At 63.0% G+C, this 16,713-nt stretch carries 17 protein-coding genes; 16 read left to right on the top strand and 1 reads right to left on the bottom strand.

Annotation, left to right across the window (positions count from 1 at the left end):
* The first annotated feature begins 82 nt into the window (after nucleotides 1–82).
* The 8 genes from COCCU_RS07345 (at nucleotide 83) to COCCU_RS07310 (ending at nucleotide 6,560) form a co-directional block, all read left to right on the top strand.
* A complete protein-coding gene (locus COCCU_RS07345) occupies nucleotides 83–877 on the top strand; it encodes a glycosyltransferase (protein ID WP_156230910.1) in 795 nt (264 codons plus the stop codon).
* The gene (locus tag COCCU_RS07340; RefSeq protein WP_156230909.1) at nucleotides 874–1,839 is read left to right on the top strand and encodes a polyprenyl synthetase family protein; all 966 of its coding nucleotides are present in this window, start codon (nucleotides 874–876) and stop codon (nucleotides 1,837–1,839) included. Before COCCU_RS07345 ends, COCCU_RS07340 begins: the two co-directional genes overlap by 4 nt.
* The gene (locus COCCU_RS07335) at nucleotides 1,832–2,749 is read left to right on the top strand and encodes a phytoene/squalene synthase family protein (protein ID WP_156230908.1); all 918 of its coding nucleotides are present in this window, start codon (nucleotides 1,832–1,834) and stop codon (nucleotides 2,747–2,749) included. The genes COCCU_RS07340 and COCCU_RS07335 overlap by 8 nt, the downstream gene beginning before the upstream one ends.
* A 3-nt stretch (nucleotides 2,750–2,752) precedes the next feature.
* Nucleotides 2,753–4,363, top strand: a complete 1,611-nt coding sequence (gene crtI, locus COCCU_RS07330; protein WP_156230907.1) for a phytoene desaturase family protein — start codon at nucleotides 2,753–2,755, stop codon at nucleotides 4,361–4,363.
* Complete coding sequence (locus COCCU_RS07325) at nucleotides 4,364–4,711, top strand: lycopene cyclase domain-containing protein (protein WP_156230906.1); 348 nt, start codon at nucleotides 4,364–4,366, stop codon at nucleotides 4,709–4,711. It abuts the gene before it with no gap.
* Nucleotides 4,708–5,004 (top strand): lycopene cyclase domain-containing protein, encoded by a 297-nt coding sequence (locus COCCU_RS07320; protein WP_156230905.1) that lies wholly within the window; start codon nucleotides 4,708–4,710, stop codon nucleotides 5,002–5,004. The genes COCCU_RS07325 and COCCU_RS07320 overlap by 4 nt, the downstream gene beginning before the upstream one ends.
* Entirely contained in the window at nucleotides 5,001–5,870 is an 870-nt protein-coding gene (locus COCCU_RS07315; RefSeq protein WP_156230904.1) for a prenyltransferase, read from the top strand. Before COCCU_RS07320 ends, COCCU_RS07315 begins: the two co-directional genes overlap by 4 nt.
* 99 nt (nucleotides 5,871–5,969) lie before the next feature.
* The gene (locus COCCU_RS07310; protein ID WP_156230903.1) at nucleotides 5,970–6,560 is read left to right on the top strand and encodes a MarR family winged helix-turn-helix transcriptional regulator; all 591 of its coding nucleotides are present in this window, start codon (nucleotides 5,970–5,972) and stop codon (nucleotides 6,558–6,560) included.
* A gap of 105 nt (nucleotides 6,561–6,665) precedes the next feature.
* Here COCCU_RS07310 and COCCU_RS07305 read toward each other — a convergent pair whose 3' ends face one another.
* The gene (locus COCCU_RS07305; RefSeq protein WP_156230902.1) at nucleotides 6,666–7,535 is read right to left on the bottom strand and encodes a RecB family exonuclease; all 870 of its coding nucleotides are present in this window, start codon (nucleotides 7,533–7,535) and stop codon (nucleotides 6,666–6,668) included.
* Between the two features lie 196 nt (nucleotides 7,536–7,731).
* Here COCCU_RS07305 and COCCU_RS07300 point away from each other — a divergent pair, with 196 nt between their 5' ends.
* The 8 genes from COCCU_RS07300 (at nucleotide 7,732) to COCCU_RS07265 (ending at nucleotide 16,694) form a co-directional block, all read left to right on the top strand.
* A complete protein-coding gene (locus COCCU_RS07300; protein ID WP_156230901.1) occupies nucleotides 7,732–8,991 on the top strand; it encodes a M18 family aminopeptidase in 1,260 nt (419 codons plus the stop codon).
* Between the two features lie 23 nt (nucleotides 8,992–9,014).
* Nucleotides 9,015–9,851 carry a tRNA (adenine-N1)-methyltransferase gene (locus COCCU_RS07295; protein ID WP_156230900.1) on the top strand — a complete coding sequence of 279 codons (837 nt, stop codon included), beginning with the start codon at nucleotides 9,015–9,017 and terminating at the stop codon, nucleotides 9,849–9,851.
* 18 nt (nucleotides 9,852–9,869) lie between these two features.
* A complete protein-coding gene (arc, locus tag COCCU_RS07290) occupies nucleotides 9,870–11,384 on the top strand; it encodes a proteasome ATPase (protein WP_156230899.1) in 1,515 nt (504 codons plus the stop codon).
* Nucleotides 11,385–11,394: 10 nt separating this feature from the next.
* Complete coding sequence (gene dop, locus COCCU_RS07285) at nucleotides 11,395–12,960, top strand: depupylase/deamidase Dop (RefSeq protein ID WP_156230898.1); 1,566 nt, start codon at nucleotides 11,395–11,397, stop codon at nucleotides 12,958–12,960.
* A gap of 144 nt (nucleotides 12,961–13,104) precedes the next feature.
* A complete protein-coding gene (locus COCCU_RS07280; RefSeq protein ID WP_156230897.1) occupies nucleotides 13,105–13,299 on the top strand; it encodes a ubiquitin-like protein Pup in 195 nt (64 codons plus the stop codon).
* 5 nt (nucleotides 13,300–13,304) lie between these two features.
* Nucleotides 13,305–14,732 (top strand): Pup--protein ligase, encoded by a 1,428-nt coding sequence (pafA, locus tag COCCU_RS07275; protein WP_156230896.1) that lies wholly within the window; start codon nucleotides 13,305–13,307, stop codon nucleotides 14,730–14,732.
* Between the two features lie 21 nt (nucleotides 14,733–14,753).
* On the top strand, nucleotides 14,754–15,704 hold the full coding sequence (locus COCCU_RS07270) for a helix-turn-helix transcriptional regulator (RefSeq protein ID WP_156230895.1): 951 nt from the start codon (nucleotides 14,754–14,756) through the stop codon (nucleotides 15,702–15,704).
* Nucleotides 15,705–16,694: a helix-turn-helix transcriptional regulator gene (locus COCCU_RS07265; RefSeq protein WP_156230894.1), complete on the top strand. Its 990-nt coding sequence runs from the start codon at nucleotides 15,705–15,707 to the stop codon at nucleotides 16,692–16,694.
* Nucleotides 16,695–16,713 lie beyond the last annotated feature (19 nt).

Raw genomic sequence — 16,713 nt, 5'->3', positions numbered from 1 at the left:
AGTGTTGTCCCACCACCAGCCAACCCCGACCTTTTTAAATAGGACCCCCCGCCCATGTGGCCCTTGAGTTTAAGAGACACCGATGAATGAACCTCTCACCCCAGCTGAGCCCCGCCGCATCAGCGTGATCATCCCCTGCCTCAACGATGCGGAGCTGCTGGAGCGTTGCCTGCACAGCTTCCAGACACAGCTGCTCCCCGCCGATGAGATCATCGTGGTGGACAACGGTTCCACCGACAACTCCGCAGCCATCGCCCACCAGGCGGGGGCCCGGGTGGTCACCGAACCCCGCCGGGGCATCACCTGGGCCACCCAGACCGGTTTTGATGCCGCCACCGGGGACATCCTCCTACGGGTTGACGCTGACACCAGGGCTGAGGAGGACTTCATCCTCCGGCTGCACCACGCCTGGGAAGCCGCCGAAAAGTCACCCGGCCGCACCGTGGTCGGGGTGACCGGTTCCGCCCGGTTCGAAATCCCCGGGGCCCTCGGCACCATCGCCACCTCCCTCTACCTCGGTGCTTACCGCACCAGCGTGGGATCCGCCCTGGGACACCATCCCTTCTTCGGCACCAACTACTCCATCCGGGCACAGTGGTGGCACCAGATCCGGGACGCAGTGGACTTCAGTGACACCTATGTCCATGAAGACATGCACCTGTCCTTCGCGGTACGTGAGAATGAAACCGTCTGGTACCAGCCCGACCTGCTCCTGAGCATGGATGACCGTGCCCTGCACGGGTTCCGGCAGGTACTGGTCCGTTTCCACCGTGGTTTCTACACCATGCTGCGGAACTGGCGGACCCACCCCCCACATCTCCGGCTGGCCCAACGCGGTGTCCTCGGACCCCGACTGAAAGAGGTGCTCAAACCATGAGTGTTGATGTGGAGGCCCGGGTGACCGCCTCCCTGGCACTGCTGGAGGACTTCCTGAACCAGGGTCGGAAATCGGTGGCCAGTGACGCACGCCTGCTGAACATGGCCTATGAAGGTGTCGCGGTCTTCGCCCTGGGAGGCAAACATCTGCGCTCCCGACTGGTGCACATCTCCGCCGGTGAAGTCAGCGGACAGGGACTGTATGCGGCGACCGTTTTCGGAGCATGTGTGGACCTGCTCCACGGCGCCTTCCTGATCCAGGACGACATCATCGACCGGGATGACACCCGGCGCGGCAAACCCACGATCCATGCCGCGGTCCGTGATGAGTTCGGCGATGCCCACATGGGGATCTCCCTGGCGATCGTGGCCGGGGATCTGGGCATCAACGGGGCCCTGCAACTGCTGCTGAACTCCCACCTTGAAGACGCCCTCGTCCGCCACGGCATGCGCCTGCTCTCCGCCGCCGCACAGGAAACCATCACCGGTGAAATCCTCGACATCGCCCACCTGACGGAACCCAAACCGGATCTGGAGCAGGTACGCCTGAGCAACCATCTCAAAACCAGCGAATACAGCTTCGGGACCCCACTGAAACTCGGTGCCCTGGCAGCCGGCCGGGACCCCGCCCCCATGAAACCGATCGCCCACGCCCTGGGCTGCGCCTACCAGGCCGCCGATGACATCGCCGGCGCGATCGGGGACAGCGCCGTGACCGGAAAAACAACCGGGGGAGATGTGATCAACGGTCGCGCCACCCTGATGACCACCCGGATGGAGGGGCAATTCCCCACCGACCCAGCCCAGCTGGACGCCATCATCCAGGCCGTGATCAAGGAAGGCGACACCCACCTCGCCCAGGCCCGCCGCATCATCGACGACACCGACCTGGCCGAAGGGGTGCGGGAAGGACTCCACCACGTCACCGACACCATCGAAGGGATGCTGCGCACCCATGCCTGAACACCTGCCCCCACCGGGAGGATCCCTCACCGACTTCCTCACCCGCTACGACCACATGGCGATCAGGTCCGCCCATGAGGTCATCGCCTGCTATTCCACCAGTTTCTCCCTGGCCACCCGCCTGCTGGGCAAACAGGTGCGGGCCGATATCCGCAATCTCTACGCCATGGTGCGCATCGCCGATGAAATCGTCGACGGCACCGCCGCCGCCGCAGGTATGAACCCCACCGAGATCACCGACACCCTGGATCGGTACGAACAGGCCGTACTCGCATCCGTCGACACCCGTTTCCACGTCGACCCCGTCCTGCACGCCTACGCACTCAGCGCCCGACGCTGCGACTTCAACCCCGACCAGGTCCGCGCCTTCTTCGCCTCCATGCGCCGCGACCTGCACCAGTCCACCCATGACGCCCACAGCTTCGAGGACTACGTCTACGGCTCCGCCGAGGTCATCGGTCTGCTGTGCCTGTCCGCCTTCCTGGTTGACCACCCCGCCACCCCGACGGAACGAAACCGGATGGAAGCCGGCGCCCGCTCCCTGGGGGCAGCCTTCCAGAAAATCAACTTCCTCCGGGACCTCGCCGAGGACTCACAGACCCTGGGACGGGCCTATTTCCCCGGCCTGGAAACCCGGGAACTCAGCGACGAACACAAGAAGGAACTGATCCGGGATATCCGCCAGGACCTTTCCGACGCCCACACCGCCATTCCCCTGCTGCCGCTCTCCGCGCGCGCCGGGGTGCTGGCCGCCACCGAGTTGTTCACCGAGCTGACCAACCGACTTGATGTTCTCCCCGCGGCAGAGCTGGCCCGCCGGCGGGTGAGTGTGCCCCGCCGCACCAAGGCCGCGATCCTGGCGCGTGCCCTGACCGCCGCACCCCGTGCCCACCGTAGGAAAGAGAAGTAGAACATGAACAACCCCGCACCCCGCACGGCTGTGGTCATCGGAGCTGGTGTCGCCGGCCTGGCCACGGCAGCTCTGTTGGCACGTGATGGCGTGGCCGTCACCGTCGTGGAGCGCACCGAGACTGTCGGTGGCCGCGCCGGTGATCTGGTCCTGGACAACCACGATGGGTTCCGTTGGGACACCGGTCCTTCCTGGTATCTCATGCCGGATGCCTTCGACCACTTCTTCCGCCTGTTGGGCACCACCACCGAGGAGCAGATCGAGCTGGTGGATCTGACCCCGGCCTACCGTCTGTTCCCCGAGGGCGGGGCATCCCTGGACGTGCCCAGCGGTATCGAGGCCGCGGCCTCGTTCTTCGAGTCCCTGGAGCCCGGGGCGGGGCAGAAGCTGCGGGACTACCTCGACAGTGCGGGGGACACCTACCGGGTGGCCGTCGAACGTTTCCTCTACACGACTTTCTCCACCCCTGGCCCCCTGCTGCACCGCGATGTGCGCGAGCGCCTGGGCAAGCTCGCGAGGTTGCTCACCCAGCCGTTGGAGAGCTATGTCAACGAGCGTTTCTCCGACCATCGTCTCCGTCAGATCCTGACCTACCCGGCGGTGTTCCTGTCCTCCCGGCCGGAGAACACACCCTCGATGTATCACCTGATGAGCCACACCGACCTGGTGCAGGGGGTGCGTTATCCGGTGGGTGGTTTCGCCTCCGTGATCCGGGCGATCCACCGCCTGGCGCTCGAGCACGGGGTGAAGGTACAGCTGAACACCGAGGTCACCGCCATCACCACCACCGGTCAGGGCCGCAAGGTGAAGGCCACCGGGGTGCGGGTGCGTGATGCGGCGGGCAAGGTCGGCGAGCTCACGGCCGATATCGTCGTCTCCGGTGCGGACCTGCATCACACCGAGAACCATCTGCTGCCGGCCCCGCTGCGCACCTACCCGGAGAAGTACTTTGCCTCCCGGGACCCGGGTCTGGGCACGGTGCTGGTCATGGTGGGGGTGAAGGGTAAGCTGCCGCAGTTGGCCCACCACAACCTGCTGTTCAGCCGGGAGTGGTCCACCGACTTCTCCGTGGTCTTCGACGGGCCCAACGCCGAGCGCCCCCTGGACGCCTCCCGCTCGATCTACGTCTCCATGCCTTCAGCCACCGACCCTGGGGTGGCGCCGGCTGATCATGAGAACCTCTTCATTCTGGTGCCGGTCCCCGCCTCAGAGCAGATCGGCCACGGGGACACCTACCGCGACGGTGCCTCCGCCTCGGTGGCGGCCATTGCCGATGCCGCGATTGAGCAGCTCGCCCAGTGGGCTGGTGTGCCTGATCTGGCGGAGCGCATCGTGGTGCGCAAGACCATGGGCCCGGCGGATTTCGCGGAGCGTTTCAACGCCTGGCGGGGTGGGTCCATCGGGCCCGGTCACTCGCTGCGTCAGTCCGCCTTCCTGCGGGGAAAGAATGTCTCCGCCAAGGTCGACGGCCTCTACTACGCCGGTGCCACCACGGTGCCGGGGGTGGGTGTGCCGATGTGCCTGATTTCCGCGGAGAATGTGGTCAAGCGGCTGAAGGGGGACACCACACCCGGCCCGATGCCGGAGCCGATCCCCGGGGGAGGGGCAGTGTAGATGGAGACCCTCCTGCCCTTTGCCTACCTGACGATCCTCCTGGTCACCCTGGGCTGCATGGTGTTGTGTGACTGGCGGTGGAAGCTGGCGTTTTTCCTTGATGCCCGCCGCGCCACGATCCTCAGCATCGTGGTGGTGGTGGCCTTCCTGGTCTGGGATGGCCTCGGGATCGCCACCGGTTCCTTCTTCCGGGGTGGTTCGGACTACATGACCGGGATCATTCTTGCCCCGGAGATGCCGGTGGAGGAACCCCTCTTCCTCTTCTTCCTGACCTACCTGACCATCAACCTCACCTCCGGTGCGCGCCTGCTGCTGAATGCGGCCACACGGAAGGAGCAGAACGCATGACCTACCTGTTGATCAGCCTGCCTTTTCTCCTCATCAGTGTGGTGGTGTGGGTGGCCAGGCGTAAGAGTGCGCCCCGACAGGTGGCGGTGACCGCACTTGTCATGGCGGTGCTGCTGGTGCTCACGGCGATCTTCGACAACCTGATGATCTGGGGTGAGCTGGTCGGCTATGGCGACGCCCAACGACTTGGTCTGCAGATCGGCCTGGTTCCCATCGAAGACTTCTTCTACCCCGTCTTCGTCGCCCTGATTGTCCCGGCCCTGTGGCCGGGAAGGAAGAAGTCCGCCCGATGAGTGTCCTGAACATAGTCGGCGGAATCTTATCCGCCTCCCGCCCGGTCAGCTGGGTCAACACCGCCTTCCCCTACGGCCTGGCCTACCTGCTGGCCGGTGGGGGACTGGACTGGCTGTTCTGGGCCGGTGTGGTGTTCTTCCTGATCCCCTACAACATCGCCATGTACGGCATCAATGATGTCTTCGACTATGAGTCCGATATCCGCAACCCCCGCAAGGGCGGAATTGAGGGTGCGGTCCTGCCCCGGTCGATGCATGCCCCACTGCTGTGGGCCTCAGCATTGAGCACGATCCCCTTCCTCATCGCCCTCTATGCGGCCGGCACCTGGGTGTCTGCGATCTGGTTGAGTATCGCGATGTTGGCGGTGGTGGCCTATTCCGCGCCACCCATGCGGTTCAAGGAACGCCCCGTGCTGGATTCGCTGACCTCGTCAGCACATTTCACCACCCCGGCCCTGGTCGGTGCCACCATCCTGGGGACCTCCATCAGCGGCTACTTCTGGTTCGCGGTCCTGGCTTTCTTCCTCTGGGGGATGGCCAGCCACGCCCTGGGTGCGGTACAGGATGTCAAGGCGGACCGTGAGGGTGGTCTGAGCTCAATAGCCACCGCCTTCGGTGCCCGACTGACCACCCGCCTGGCGGCCGCAGCTTATCTGATTGCAGCCCTGCTGATCTTCGCGATGCCCGGCCCAGCCTGGATCGTCGGCATCGCCGGGCTGGGTTATGTCGCCAACACCCTCCGCTTCTGGAATATCAGCGATGAGACCTGTGAAGACGTCAACCAGGCATGGCGGGTATTCCTCTGGCTCAACTATCTGGTGGGTGCCGTGGTCACCATCACGATCGCCTGGGTGTTCCTGGGCTAGGTGCCGAGCTCCAAGAAATTTCATAACTTCAACAGGAAGATATATTAGTTATCAGGTTAATATATCCATTTTCTACAGATAAAGAAGTACTATTCCACCATGTCGGACACCAGTGATAAAAGAGATCGGGACTCGATCTCCCAACACCTGTATGACGTCAACTCCAGTGACCCGGACAGCAAGCTGGTGGACCGCTCCCACCTCACCCCGGAACACATCGCCCAGATCGGCCAGATCATGCAGTCCCTGTCCCGGCTCCGGGAAGCCGAACGCGCGGTAGCATCCGCCTCCGAAAAATACATGAAACTCAGCTCCCAGGACATGCGAGCCCTCCACTACCTGATCGTGGCAAATAACCGACAGGAACTGGTGACCCCAGGCATGCTCGCCACCCATCTGGACATCTCAGCCGCCTCAACCACCAAACTGCTCAACCGCCTGGAACGCGGGGACCACATCATCCGCAATGTGCACCCCCTGGACCGCCGCGCCTTCGCCATCGAGGTCACACCCGACACCAAGGCCTCAGCCACCGACACCGTGGGCCGCCTCCACTCACGACGCTTCCATGCCGCAGCCCGCCTCAGCCCCGAGGAAAGAAACGTGGTCATCACCTTCCTCGAAGACATGATCCGCGAAATATCCCTCGACAACGCCAACTGGGCAAAAGAACCAGAAGACGGGAACTAAACACCCCCCACACTTATCGACGGCCCGTGCCCAACCCCACCTGCCAGACCCCACCCAGCCAGACAGAAACCCCGGGCCGTCGACAAGCACCCCCCTGCGGCCAACCTACTTATCAGCAGTCGAACCCGGCCACCCCGGATACTCCGGCGGAGTGCCATCAAAAGCAGGACACAACTCCTGGAAAGAACACCAGTCACACAACTTCGAGGTCTTCGGCCGGAAATCACCACTCCTGCCATCCCCCTCAATTTTGGCCCAGAGCTCACCCAGATCCCGCTCGAAATACTCCAACTCCTCCCTCGAAGGAGCCAAAAACATCGAATCCATCACCTTCAGATACATCAACCGCAACTGCGCCGGAATAGTCTCAAACAACCGCCAGTACACCAGCGCATAAAACTTCATCTGAAAAGTCGCCGAATGACTATAACGCGGCAACGGCTTCTTACCCGTCTTATAATCCACCACCCGCACCTCACCAGTGGGAGCGATATCCACCCGGTCAATGAAACCACGCACCGGCACCCCATTCGGCAACACCGTATCCACATACATCTCCACCTTGTGGGCATCAAAACCCTGCGGATTCTCCATCTGAAAATAACCCCGCAACAAGGAACGACAATCCACCAGGAAATCATGGAGCTCCGCCTCCGGAACCAACTCCAACAACTCCCCATCCTTGGCACACATCTGCTCCCACAACGGCTTCAGACGCTTCACCGCACCGGGATACTCCCGCTCCGTCCGAGGCCTCTCATGCATCTCCTCCAACACCGCATGCACCAGATTGCCCTTCACCTGCGGCACCGTCTTCGGCTCCGGAAGACGATCAATCGAACGCAAACGATAAAGCAGCGGACACTGCTGGTAATCAGAAGCCCGGGAAGGCGACAACGCCAACGGCCTCGGCTTCCTCGGCTTAACAACCGGCTCAGGAGAAGGAACATCAGCAGCTTCAAAAAGATCACTCATAATGACCATGACCTTAACGCACGAAGCCGCCCACCCAAGAGACCGAACAGACAAAACTTCCCCCACCCCTCAAGGTTTACCCATAGCCCATCTATCCCACCCCCAGGGGAGCGCGCCGGGCCAGAGTCGGGATCGGAGGGGCTGGTTCACCTTGGCGGGATCCCCGCGGCCCGCTGAATCTGCTTAGGGTGGGTGTATGAATGAAACCCGTGATTTCCTCGACTTTCTGGCCGCCTCACCCAGCTCCCACCATGCGGCAGCGGAAGTTGCCTCCCGCCTGATCGTCGCTGGCTTTCAGACCCAGGACCCCACCAGCCCCTGGGATGCCACCCCGGGTGGGCATGTGATGGTCCGTGGTGGGGCAGTGATGGCCTGGTGGGTTCCGGAGGACGCCACCCCGGATTCTGGCTTCCGGATCCTCGGTTCCCACACCGACTCACCTGGTTTCACGCTCAAGCCCACCCCGGAATTCAATTCCGCCGGCTGGCAGCAGGCCGGCGTGGAGGTCTACGGCGGGCCGATCCTGGCCTCTTGGCTGGATCGTGAACTGAGCCTGGCTGGTCGCGTGGTGTTGGCGGACGGATCCCACCGCCTGGTGGATACCGGGCCGATCCTGAGGATCCCGCACCTGGCGGTCCACCTGGACCGCAGCACCGAACTCAAGCTCGACCGTCAGCAGCACATGCAACCGGTTTATGCGGTGGGTTCCCCGGAGCTTTCCCTGATGGATGCCATCGCCACCGCCGCCGGGGTGGCCGCCGATGACATCATGGCCCATAACCTGATCACCGTGGACACCCAGCCGGGTGCCGTTTTCGGGGTCGGGGGAGACTTCCTGGCTGCCGGTCGCCTGGACAACCTCAGTTCCGTCTATACCACCCTGCAGGCGCTGCTCCGGGCCATCCGCTCCGGGGACACTGGAAACGATGTGCTGGTTCTGGCCGCCTTCGACCATGAGGAGGTGGGTTCCGCCTCCACCACCGGTGCCGCCGGACCCATCCTGGAGGATGTGCTGGTGCGTACCGCCACCGCCCTGGGGGCAGGTCCGGAGGAGCTGCGCCAGATGTATGCCCGTTCCTCCTGTGTGTCGGCGGATGCCGCGCATTCGGTGCACCCCAACCATGTGGGTAAGCATGATCCGAACCACCACCCGCTGTTGGGTGGGGGCCCGGTGCTCAAGGTCAACGGCAATCAGCGCTACGCCTCCGATGCCGCCACCTCCGGCATGTGGCAGCTGGCCTGCCAGGCCGCCGGGGTGCCTTCCCAGACCTTTGTGGGCAATAATTCTGTGCCCTGTGGTTCGACCATCGGTCCGGTCACCGCCACCCGCCTCGGTATCGATACCGTCGATGTCGGTGTGCCACTGCTGTCCATGCATTCGGCCCGTGAATTAGCCGGGGTACAGGACCTGCTGTGGTTCTCGCAGGCTCTTGAGGCATACTTGATCAATCATTAACCGACCCTTTTCGAAAGGATCCCATGGCATACTCCGGCCCCTTCCAACCCGGTGACCGAGTCCAGTTGACCGACGCCAAGCGCCGACACTTCACCATCGTCTTGGAGGAGGGCGGGCAGTACCACACCCATAAGGGCGGGATCCTGCACGATGACATCATCGGCAAGGACGAAGGCACCGTGGTTCGCTCCTCCGGGGCGGGCGACTATCTCTGTTTCCGTCACCTGATGGTCGACCATGTGCTGTCCATGCCGCGTGGCGCCGCGGTGATCTACCCCAAGGACACCGCCCAGATCCTCATCGAAGGCGATATCTTCCCCGGCGCCCGCGTCCTGGAGGCCGGGGCTGGTTCCGGCGCCCTGTCCATGGCGCTGCTGCGCGCGGTGGGGGAGAAGGGCGAACTGATCTCCTATGAGATCCGCGAGGATCACCTGGAGTACGCCGAAGCCAATGTCGATGAGTTCTTCGGTGGCCGCCCCCCGAACTGGACCCCCCGACTGGGTGACCTCAAGGAGGTGACCAGCGAGGACACCGATGGGCCGGTGGACCGTATCATCCTCGACATGCTCGAGCCCTGGGAATGTCTGCCGGTGGTCCGTGATCTGCTGATTCCGGGTGGTGTTTTCATGACCTACGTGGCCACCGTGCCACAGCTGATGAAGGTCATGGAAGGTATTCGTGAGCTGCAGTGTTTCACCGAGCCCAAAGCCTGGGAATCACTGGTGCGGGAATGGAAGGTGGAGGGCCTGGCCACCCGCCCGGAGCACCGCATGAATGCCCACACCGCCTTCCTGATCTGGACCCGTCGTCTGGCCGATGGGGTTACCCCGCCCCGCCCGCAGCGGCGCGCACGCAAGTAGGGGCGCTAGATTGGGCTCATGAAGCCCACCGAGACATTTTCGCCTGAGCCCGCTGACCTTCAGCGGGAGCTGAAGACCCTGACCGCACGCAACGCCAAGCTGGCACAGCTGCTTACCGCCTCGAAGAAGAAGCTCCAGGAGCTCAATGCCCAGATTGATGCCCTGGCGGAGCCAGCCTCCACCTACGGTATCTTCCTGAAGAGCTCCGGTTTCGGCAATGATGCCGAGGTCTTCGCCAATGGCCGACAGATGCGGCTGAAGGTCTCCCCGAACATGGACCGTTCCCAACTGAGTCCCGGTTCCCTGGTCCGGTTGGGAGACGGCTCCCTGGTGGTGGAGGCCTGTGGTTATCCGGACACCGGAAATATCGCCACCCTGACTGAGCGGATCGGTACCCAGCGTGCTCTGGTTGCCGACCACAACGGGGAGGAACGCCTGGTGCACCTGGCAGCCCCCATCGCCGCGGTGGCCCGGGCAGGGGACACCCTGCTGGTTGAACCCCGGGCCGGCATGGCCCTGGAACGTGTCCCCAAAACCGAGATCTCCAGTCTCTCGCTGGAGGAGGTCCCGGACATCACCTACTCCGATATCGGCGGACTGGACAACCAGATCGAGCAGATCCACGATGCGGTGGAGCTGCCTTTCGCCCATCCGGAGCTCTATGCGGCCTATGAACTCTCCCCGCCGAAGGGTGTGCTTCTTTATGGCCCTCCCGGTTGCGGTAAGACCTTGATCGCCAAGGCGGTGGCCAACTCCCTGGCCACCCGTGTCGGTGATGGTTCCCCCTCCTGGTTCCTCAACGTCAAGGGCCCGGAGCTGCTGAATAAATTTGTCGGCGAAACCGAACGCCGCATCCGTCTGATCTTCGAACGTGCCCGGGAGCTGGCTTCCGCGGGCCGCCCGGTGATCATCTTCTTCGATGAGATGGAGTCCATCTTCCGCACCCGTGGCTCCGGGGTCAGCTCCGACATGGAGACCACCGTGGTGCCGCAGCTGTTAACCGAGATGGATGGTGTGGAGGGGCTGCGCAACGTCATCATCATCGGTGCCACCAACCGTGAGGAACTGATTGATCCGGCGCTGCTGCGCCCGGGTCGACTGGATGTGAAGATCCGGGTGGAACGCCCGGATCGGGCAGGCTCGAGGGATATCTTCACCCGTTATCTGACATCTTCGATCCCCCTGGCCACCCCCGCCGAGGAGCTCATCGACGCGGCCGTCGAGAAGCTTTTCACCCCCCGACCCTATGTGGAGCTGGACCTGGCGGACGGCACCCGGCAGGTGCTGCACTACTCGGACTTCGTCTCCGGTGCGATGATCGCAAATGTCGTGGACAGAGCGAAAAAGCTCGCCATCAAAGACCAGATCGCAGGGGTCTCCGATGCTGGTGTGAGCATCCGGCACATCGAGGAGGCCATCGAGATGGAGCAGTCCGAATCCGAGGATCTGCCCAACACCGCCAACCCGGATGAGTGGAGCCGCATCTCCGGACGACAGGGGCAGATGGTGATCGCAGCTCGCGTTCTTCGCTAAGGTGTGGCCCATGGCACGATTTATGGGCACTGAGACTGAGTACGGAATATCCACCCCCGAGGACCCCTACCTCAGTCAGATCATCACCTCCACTCACGCAGTGGTGGCCTTCGCGGCGGTCAACACCGGGGCACGCACCCGCTGGGACTTCGAGAATGAGGCACCCCTGAAGGACACCCGTGGTTTCGACCTGCGTCGCTACCGCACCGTCCCCGTCGTCGACCCCAACGCGATGGGGGTGGCCAATGTCGTCATCGACAATGGCGCACGCTTCTACGTCGACCACGCCCACCCAGAGTACGCCTCCCCGGAGTGCGACAACGCCTGGGACGCGATGATCTGGGACGCTGCCGGCGATGTGGTCATGAACCAGGCCGTCGCCGATGTCGCAGAGCTGACCCAGCAGGGGATCTCCATCCTGGACAAGCATGATCCCTGCCCGCCGCTGAAGATCTACAAGAACAACGTCGACGGCAAGGGTGCCTCCTACGGCTCCCATGAGAACTACCAGTACAGCCGCAAAACCGACTTCGAGGTCATGTCCCAGGGGCTGATCCCCTTCTTCGTCACTCGTCAGGTGATCATTGGGGCCGGCCGCATCGGACTGGGGGAGGCCGGTGACACCCCGGGTTTCCAGATCTCCCAACGCGCCGACTACTTCTACCAGGAGCTCTCCCTGGAGACCACCCTCAATCGTGGCATCATCAACACCCGCGATGAGCCGCACGCCAATGCCGTCCATTTCCGCCGCATGCACACCATCATCGGTGATGCGAACATGTCCCAGACCGCCAACTTCCTCAAGCTGGGCATGACCAAACTGGTCATGGACGCCATCGAGAAGGGCGTGGACTTCTCCGACCTGAAACTCTCGACTCCGGTGGAGGACCTGCGGACCATCTCCCGGGACCTCAGCCTGAACGTCAAGATCAAGCTTGTCGACGGCCGGGAACTCAGTGCTCTGGAGATCCTCGGCATCTACCGGGAGCGCGTCAGCGCCACCGATGAGGTCGACGAGAAGGTCATCGCCCTGTGGGGCGAGGTTCTGGACCTGCTCGCCGAGGACCCGCTGAAGACCGCCCACCTGCTGGACTGGACCGCCAAGTGGTCCCTGATCAAGTCCTACCTGGACCGCGGTGCGGACATCTCCGACCCCAAGCTGGCCCTGATCGACCTGCAGTACAGCGATATCGATCCGGCCAAGAGTCTCTACCACGCCCTGGTGCGCAAGGGCCGCATGAAGACCCTGGTCTCCCAGGAGGAGATCGACTTCGCCGCGAAGAATCCGCCGAAAAATTCCCGCGCCTACTTCCGTGGTCGGGTGGTCTCCCGCTTCGGTGAGTCCATCACCGCCGTCAGCTGGCAGACCATGGTGCTCAACCTCGGTGAAGCCTCAGCCAAGATCTCCCTCAGCGAGGTCGACGGCATGAACCGCGAGGTGGCCGGGGATCTGGTGGAAAACGCCGAAACCGTGGCGGAGCTGGTGGCAGGCCTCAGCGAACACGGTGTTCACGTGGAGGGGATCCGCACCCAGCACAATTTGCAGGGTGAGATCAACAAGCCTCACCTGCACTAGCTCTATCCTTGAGTTATACCCGGGGAGCTCCCTGAATCTTCGTGCCCCCCCCGGGAGGGGCAGCCTGTCCTGAAGGCCTGCTGCCCCCAAGCCCGGTCTCAACACCTAATAAACTGAAAATCCCTTGAAAGGACATGATTTCCCATGGCAGCAAATCCCCAGGCCCAGGTCAACAGCGGTGGCTCCGGCGAGGATGACAACGAAGACTTCAACCTCTCCGGCGGTCAGGCCCAGATCGACAACACCGGCACCGATGATCTCCTCGATGAAATCGACAGCCTGCTCGAGTCCAACGCCGAAGAGTTCGTCCGCTCTTACGTTCAGAAGGGTGGACAGTAGACCCCATGACCGCACCCGAGGTGTTCACCCGCCGCATCGTCGGTCTGGAAACCGAGTACGGCATCACCTGTACCTCCCAGGACGGCTCCCGTCGGCTGGGGCCGGAAGAGATCGCCCGCTACCTCTTCCGACCGGTGGTGGAGAAACATTCCAGCTCCAATATCTTCCTGCCGAACTCCTCGAGGCTCTACCTCGACGTCGGTGCCCACCCGGAGTACGCCACCGCGGAGTGCGATAACCTCCTGCAGCTGCTGGCTGCAGACCGGTCCGGGGACCGCATCTTCGATGACCTGGCCCAGAAAGCGGAGCGAGCCCTCGTCGACGAGGGGATCGGCGGCAGGGTCTATCTCTTCCGCAACAACGTCGACTCCGCCGGCAACTCCTATGGCTGCCATGAGAACTACCTGGTGGGCCGTTCCGTGGTCCTGAAGAAGCTGGGCACCCAGCTGTTGCCCTTCCTGATCACCCGCCAGCTGATCTGCGGTGCCGGTACCATCGCCCGTGCCGCCAGTGGTTACAAGGGTGGCTGGGTGGTTTCCCAGCGGGCTGATCACGTCTGGGAGGGGGTGTCCTCAGCAACCACCCGGGCCCGGCCGATGATCAACACCCGTGATGAACCCCACGCGGACTCCGAACGCTACCGCCGCATGCACGTCATTGTCGGTGACTCCAACATGTCCGAGGCCAGCACCGCCCTCAAGGTCGGTTCCATGTTGCTGGTGCTGGAGATGTTCGAGGCAGGTTTCGACCTGCCGGACATGCAGTTGCGCAATCCCAGCGCCCATGTCCGCGATATCGCCCGCGACCAGACCGGAAATACCCTGCTGGAGAAGGTCGACGGCTCCACCGTCACCGCCCTGGAGGTTCAGCAGACCTTCTGCGAGGCCGCTGAGTTCTGGCTCAAGGAACGCCCCGACACCGGTACCCCAAATGAGGTGCTGCAACAGGTCATTGACCTGTGGAAGCGGATGCTGCGGGCCATCCACACCCAGGACTTCTCCGAGGTCGACCAGGAAATTGACTGGGTGATCAAGCGCAAGCTGCTGCAGCGCTACCAGGACAAGCTGGGACTTTCCCTCGATGACCCCAAACTCGCCCAGATCGACCTGACCTACCATGACATCCGGCCCGGCCGGGGTCTCTTCCCGGTGCTGGAGGCCAAGGGCCTGGCCAAGCGATGGACCACCGAAGCTGCGGTCGAGGAGGCCAGGACCCTGGCCCCGCAGACCACCAGGGCCGCGCTGCGAGGAAAATTCCTCACCCGCGCCGATGAACTGGGTGCCCCCGTGGTGGTGGACTGGATGCGGTTGAAGATTGAGCAGCCGGAAGCTCGCTCGATTCAACTTGACGATCCCTTCAACACGGTCGATGATCGCGTGGACGAACTGATCGCCTACATGGAAGAAAACCAGGGTTCCTACCGGAAACACTGACTATTTGGAAGGTTGCAGCAGGTGACTGAGGAAGACCCGCAGATTGAGAGATTGACCAACCTCACCTTCGCGTTCCTCGACGCGGATCGGGCGGGTAGGGGCTTCCTCAGCAATGACTGGATCCGGGAACATGTCAAGGGCTATGCCCGGGGTGGCCGGGATGCCACGGCGAAGCTGCTGCGTCGTGACCTGGCGCTGTTGATCCGGGCCGGGGTACCCATTGAGACCATCGCCGCTGAGGAGGGCAACCGCTACCGCCTCCAGACGGATGATTACGCCCTGCCGGAGGTCAGCTTCACCTTGGAGGAGGCGACCATGCTCGGCCTAGCCGGGGAAATCGGCCAGCGTGGTGAGCTGGCCGCCTTCGCCCGTTCCGGCTGGACCAAGCTGGCCGCCTCCGGGGCCACCCGCACCCTGGAACAGATTCCGGCCTTCAACTCATTCAATGATCTTGCCCGGTTGAGTGCGGAGCAGCTCGATACCCTCCTGGTCGCCTGCCGGGAACATCACCGGATCAGTTTCAGCTACCGCGCCGACCGGGTCTCTGAACCGGTGCTGCGCACCATGGATCCCTGGGGGATCGTCAACCACCGCAACCGGCTCTATCTGGTCGGCCATGACCTGGACCGGGGGACCCACCGTAGTTTCCGGATCTTCCGGGCCACCGATATCAAGGAACTCGGTCCTGCCACCCACCGCCAGGAAGACCGCAACCTCCAGGAACTGGTGGAAGAGGGGCTACGCAACCAGAAGATCATGGTTGATGCACTGATTTCGGTGCCCGGGAAAGGTGCCCAGGTGCTCAAGGATCAGGGCGAGGAGGAAAGCCCCGGTAAGTGGCGTCTGGTGGATGTGGACCGGGACTGGCTGGTACGTACCGTCACAGGTTATGCCCCGGAGGTGGTGCTGCTGGAACCGGCGGAGGTCCGGGAAGATGTCAGGGCACTGCTGATCCAGGGGGGAGAAATTTAAATGAAGAAGAGTGAGAGACTGGCGGACCTGGTCCGCATGCTCAGCCTGCTGCCTTATTTCCAGGCGCACCCCCAGCGCAGCATCATGGAGGCTGCCCGGGATCTGGGCAGGAAGCCCGGGGAAATCAAGGATGACCTGAACCGGCTGTGGTGTTGTGGCCTGCCCGGACTTGGCCCCGGTGACCTGGTGGATCTGGATGCGGATTATCAGCAGGTCACCGTCCTCGACCACCAGGGGATGGACCGCCCCCTCAGGTTGACCCAGACCGAGGCGGGGGCGCTCCTGCTGACCCTGGAATCCCTGGAAAATGCCCCCGGTCTCTTCAACCGGGAAGCGGTGGTGTCCGCCGCCGCCAAGATCCGCCAGATCATGGGGGAGGAGACCGCCGCGGTCTTCGACTCCATCGGTCAGGAGCGGGAGGATGAATCCCAGGCGCTGAGTCAGGTGAGGGAGGCGATGCGCTCCGGAAAGCAGATCAGCTTCGACTATTATTCCGCCTCCCGGGATGTCACTGCCCGCCGGACTGTTTCCCCGGCCAGGCTCTTCACCCATGAGGAAGAGATCTACCTCAGTGCCTGGGATCCCACGGCTGAGGGGGAGGGCGCACACCGTCATTTCCGGGCGGATCGGATGCACAATGCCCGGATCGAGGCGGAAAAATCTGAGCCCAGGATCAAGCAGCTGGAGTTCGACGTGGAGGATCCCTTCAACTACCGGGCGGTGGAACTCAAGGCCGAACTGCTCATTCGCCCCGACGCCACCTGGCTCGCGGACTACTATCCCATCGAGCTGGGGGAGAGCACAGAATCGGGGATGGTGCGGGCCACCATGACCGTCCCCTCGGTGGAGTGGTTTCTGCGACTTGCCCTCGGGCAGTCCGATCGGATGACAGTCAGCGGCCCTGAGCAGCTGAGAGCTGCATTACTTCAACGCGCACAATCAGGGGTTGCAGCGTATGATCAACCGACAGACCACTACCCTGGGGTCTGATTCTGCTCATTAAAAACTG

Origin of the sequence: Corynebacterium occultum, from assembly GCF_009734425.1 — a bacterium.
GTDB classification, from domain to species: Bacteria; Actinomycetota; Actinomycetes; order Mycobacteriales; family Mycobacteriaceae; genus Corynebacterium; species Corynebacterium occultum.
This window is presented reverse-complemented; position numbering and strand designations above follow the sequence as displayed.

Excerpts from the sequence above, each read along its gene's own strand:
- arc (WP_156230899.1), top strand. The coding sequence starts at position 9,870 with ATGAAGCCCACCGAGACATTTTCGCCTGAGCCCGCTGACCTTCAGCGG.
- COCCU_RS07315 (WP_156230904.1), top strand. The coding sequence starts at position 5,001 with ATGAGTGTCCTGAACATAGTCGGCGGAATCTTATCCGCCTCCCGCCCG.
- COCCU_RS07335 (WP_156230908.1), top strand. The coding sequence starts at position 1,832 with ATGCCTGAACACCTGCCCCCACCGGGAGGATCCCTCACCGACTTCCTC.
- COCCU_RS07345 (WP_156230910.1), top strand. The coding sequence starts at position 83 with ATGAATGAACCTCTCACCCCAGCTGAGCCCCGCCGCATCAGCGTGATC.
- COCCU_RS07340 (WP_156230909.1), top strand. The coding sequence starts at position 874 with ATGAGTGTTGATGTGGAGGCCCGGGTGACCGCCTCCCTGGCACTGCTG.
- COCCU_RS07305 (WP_156230902.1), bottom strand. The coding sequence starts at position 7,535 with ATGAGTGATCTTTTTGAAGCTGCTGATGTTCCTTCTCCTGAGCCGGTT.
- COCCU_RS07265 (WP_156230894.1), top strand. The coding sequence starts at position 15,705 with ATGAAGAAGAGTGAGAGACTGGCGGACCTGGTCCGCATGCTCAGCCTG.
- COCCU_RS07310 (WP_156230903.1), top strand. The coding sequence starts at position 5,970 with ATGTCGGACACCAGTGATAAAAGAGATCGGGACTCGATCTCCCAACAC.
- crtI (WP_156230907.1), top strand. The coding sequence starts at position 2,753 with ATGAACAACCCCGCACCCCGCACGGCTGTGGTCATCGGAGCTGGTGTC.
- COCCU_RS07295 (WP_156230900.1), top strand. The coding sequence starts at position 9,015 with ATGGCATACTCCGGCCCCTTCCAACCCGGTGACCGAGTCCAGTTGACC.
- pafA (WP_156230896.1), top strand. The coding sequence starts at position 13,305 with ATGACCGCACCCGAGGTGTTCACCCGCCGCATCGTCGGTCTGGAAACC.
- COCCU_RS07320 (WP_156230905.1), top strand. The coding sequence starts at position 4,708 with ATGACCTACCTGTTGATCAGCCTGCCTTTTCTCCTCATCAGTGTGGTG.
- dop (WP_156230898.1), top strand. The coding sequence starts at position 11,395 with ATGGCACGATTTATGGGCACTGAGACTGAGTACGGAATATCCACCCCC.
- COCCU_RS07280 (WP_156230897.1), top strand. The coding sequence starts at position 13,105 with ATGGCAGCAAATCCCCAGGCCCAGGTCAACAGCGGTGGCTCCGGCGAG.
- COCCU_RS07325 (WP_156230906.1), top strand. The coding sequence starts at position 4,364 with ATGGAGACCCTCCTGCCCTTTGCCTACCTGACGATCCTCCTGGTCACC.
- COCCU_RS07300 (WP_156230901.1), top strand. The coding sequence starts at position 7,732 with ATGAATGAAACCCGTGATTTCCTCGACTTTCTGGCCGCCTCACCCAGC.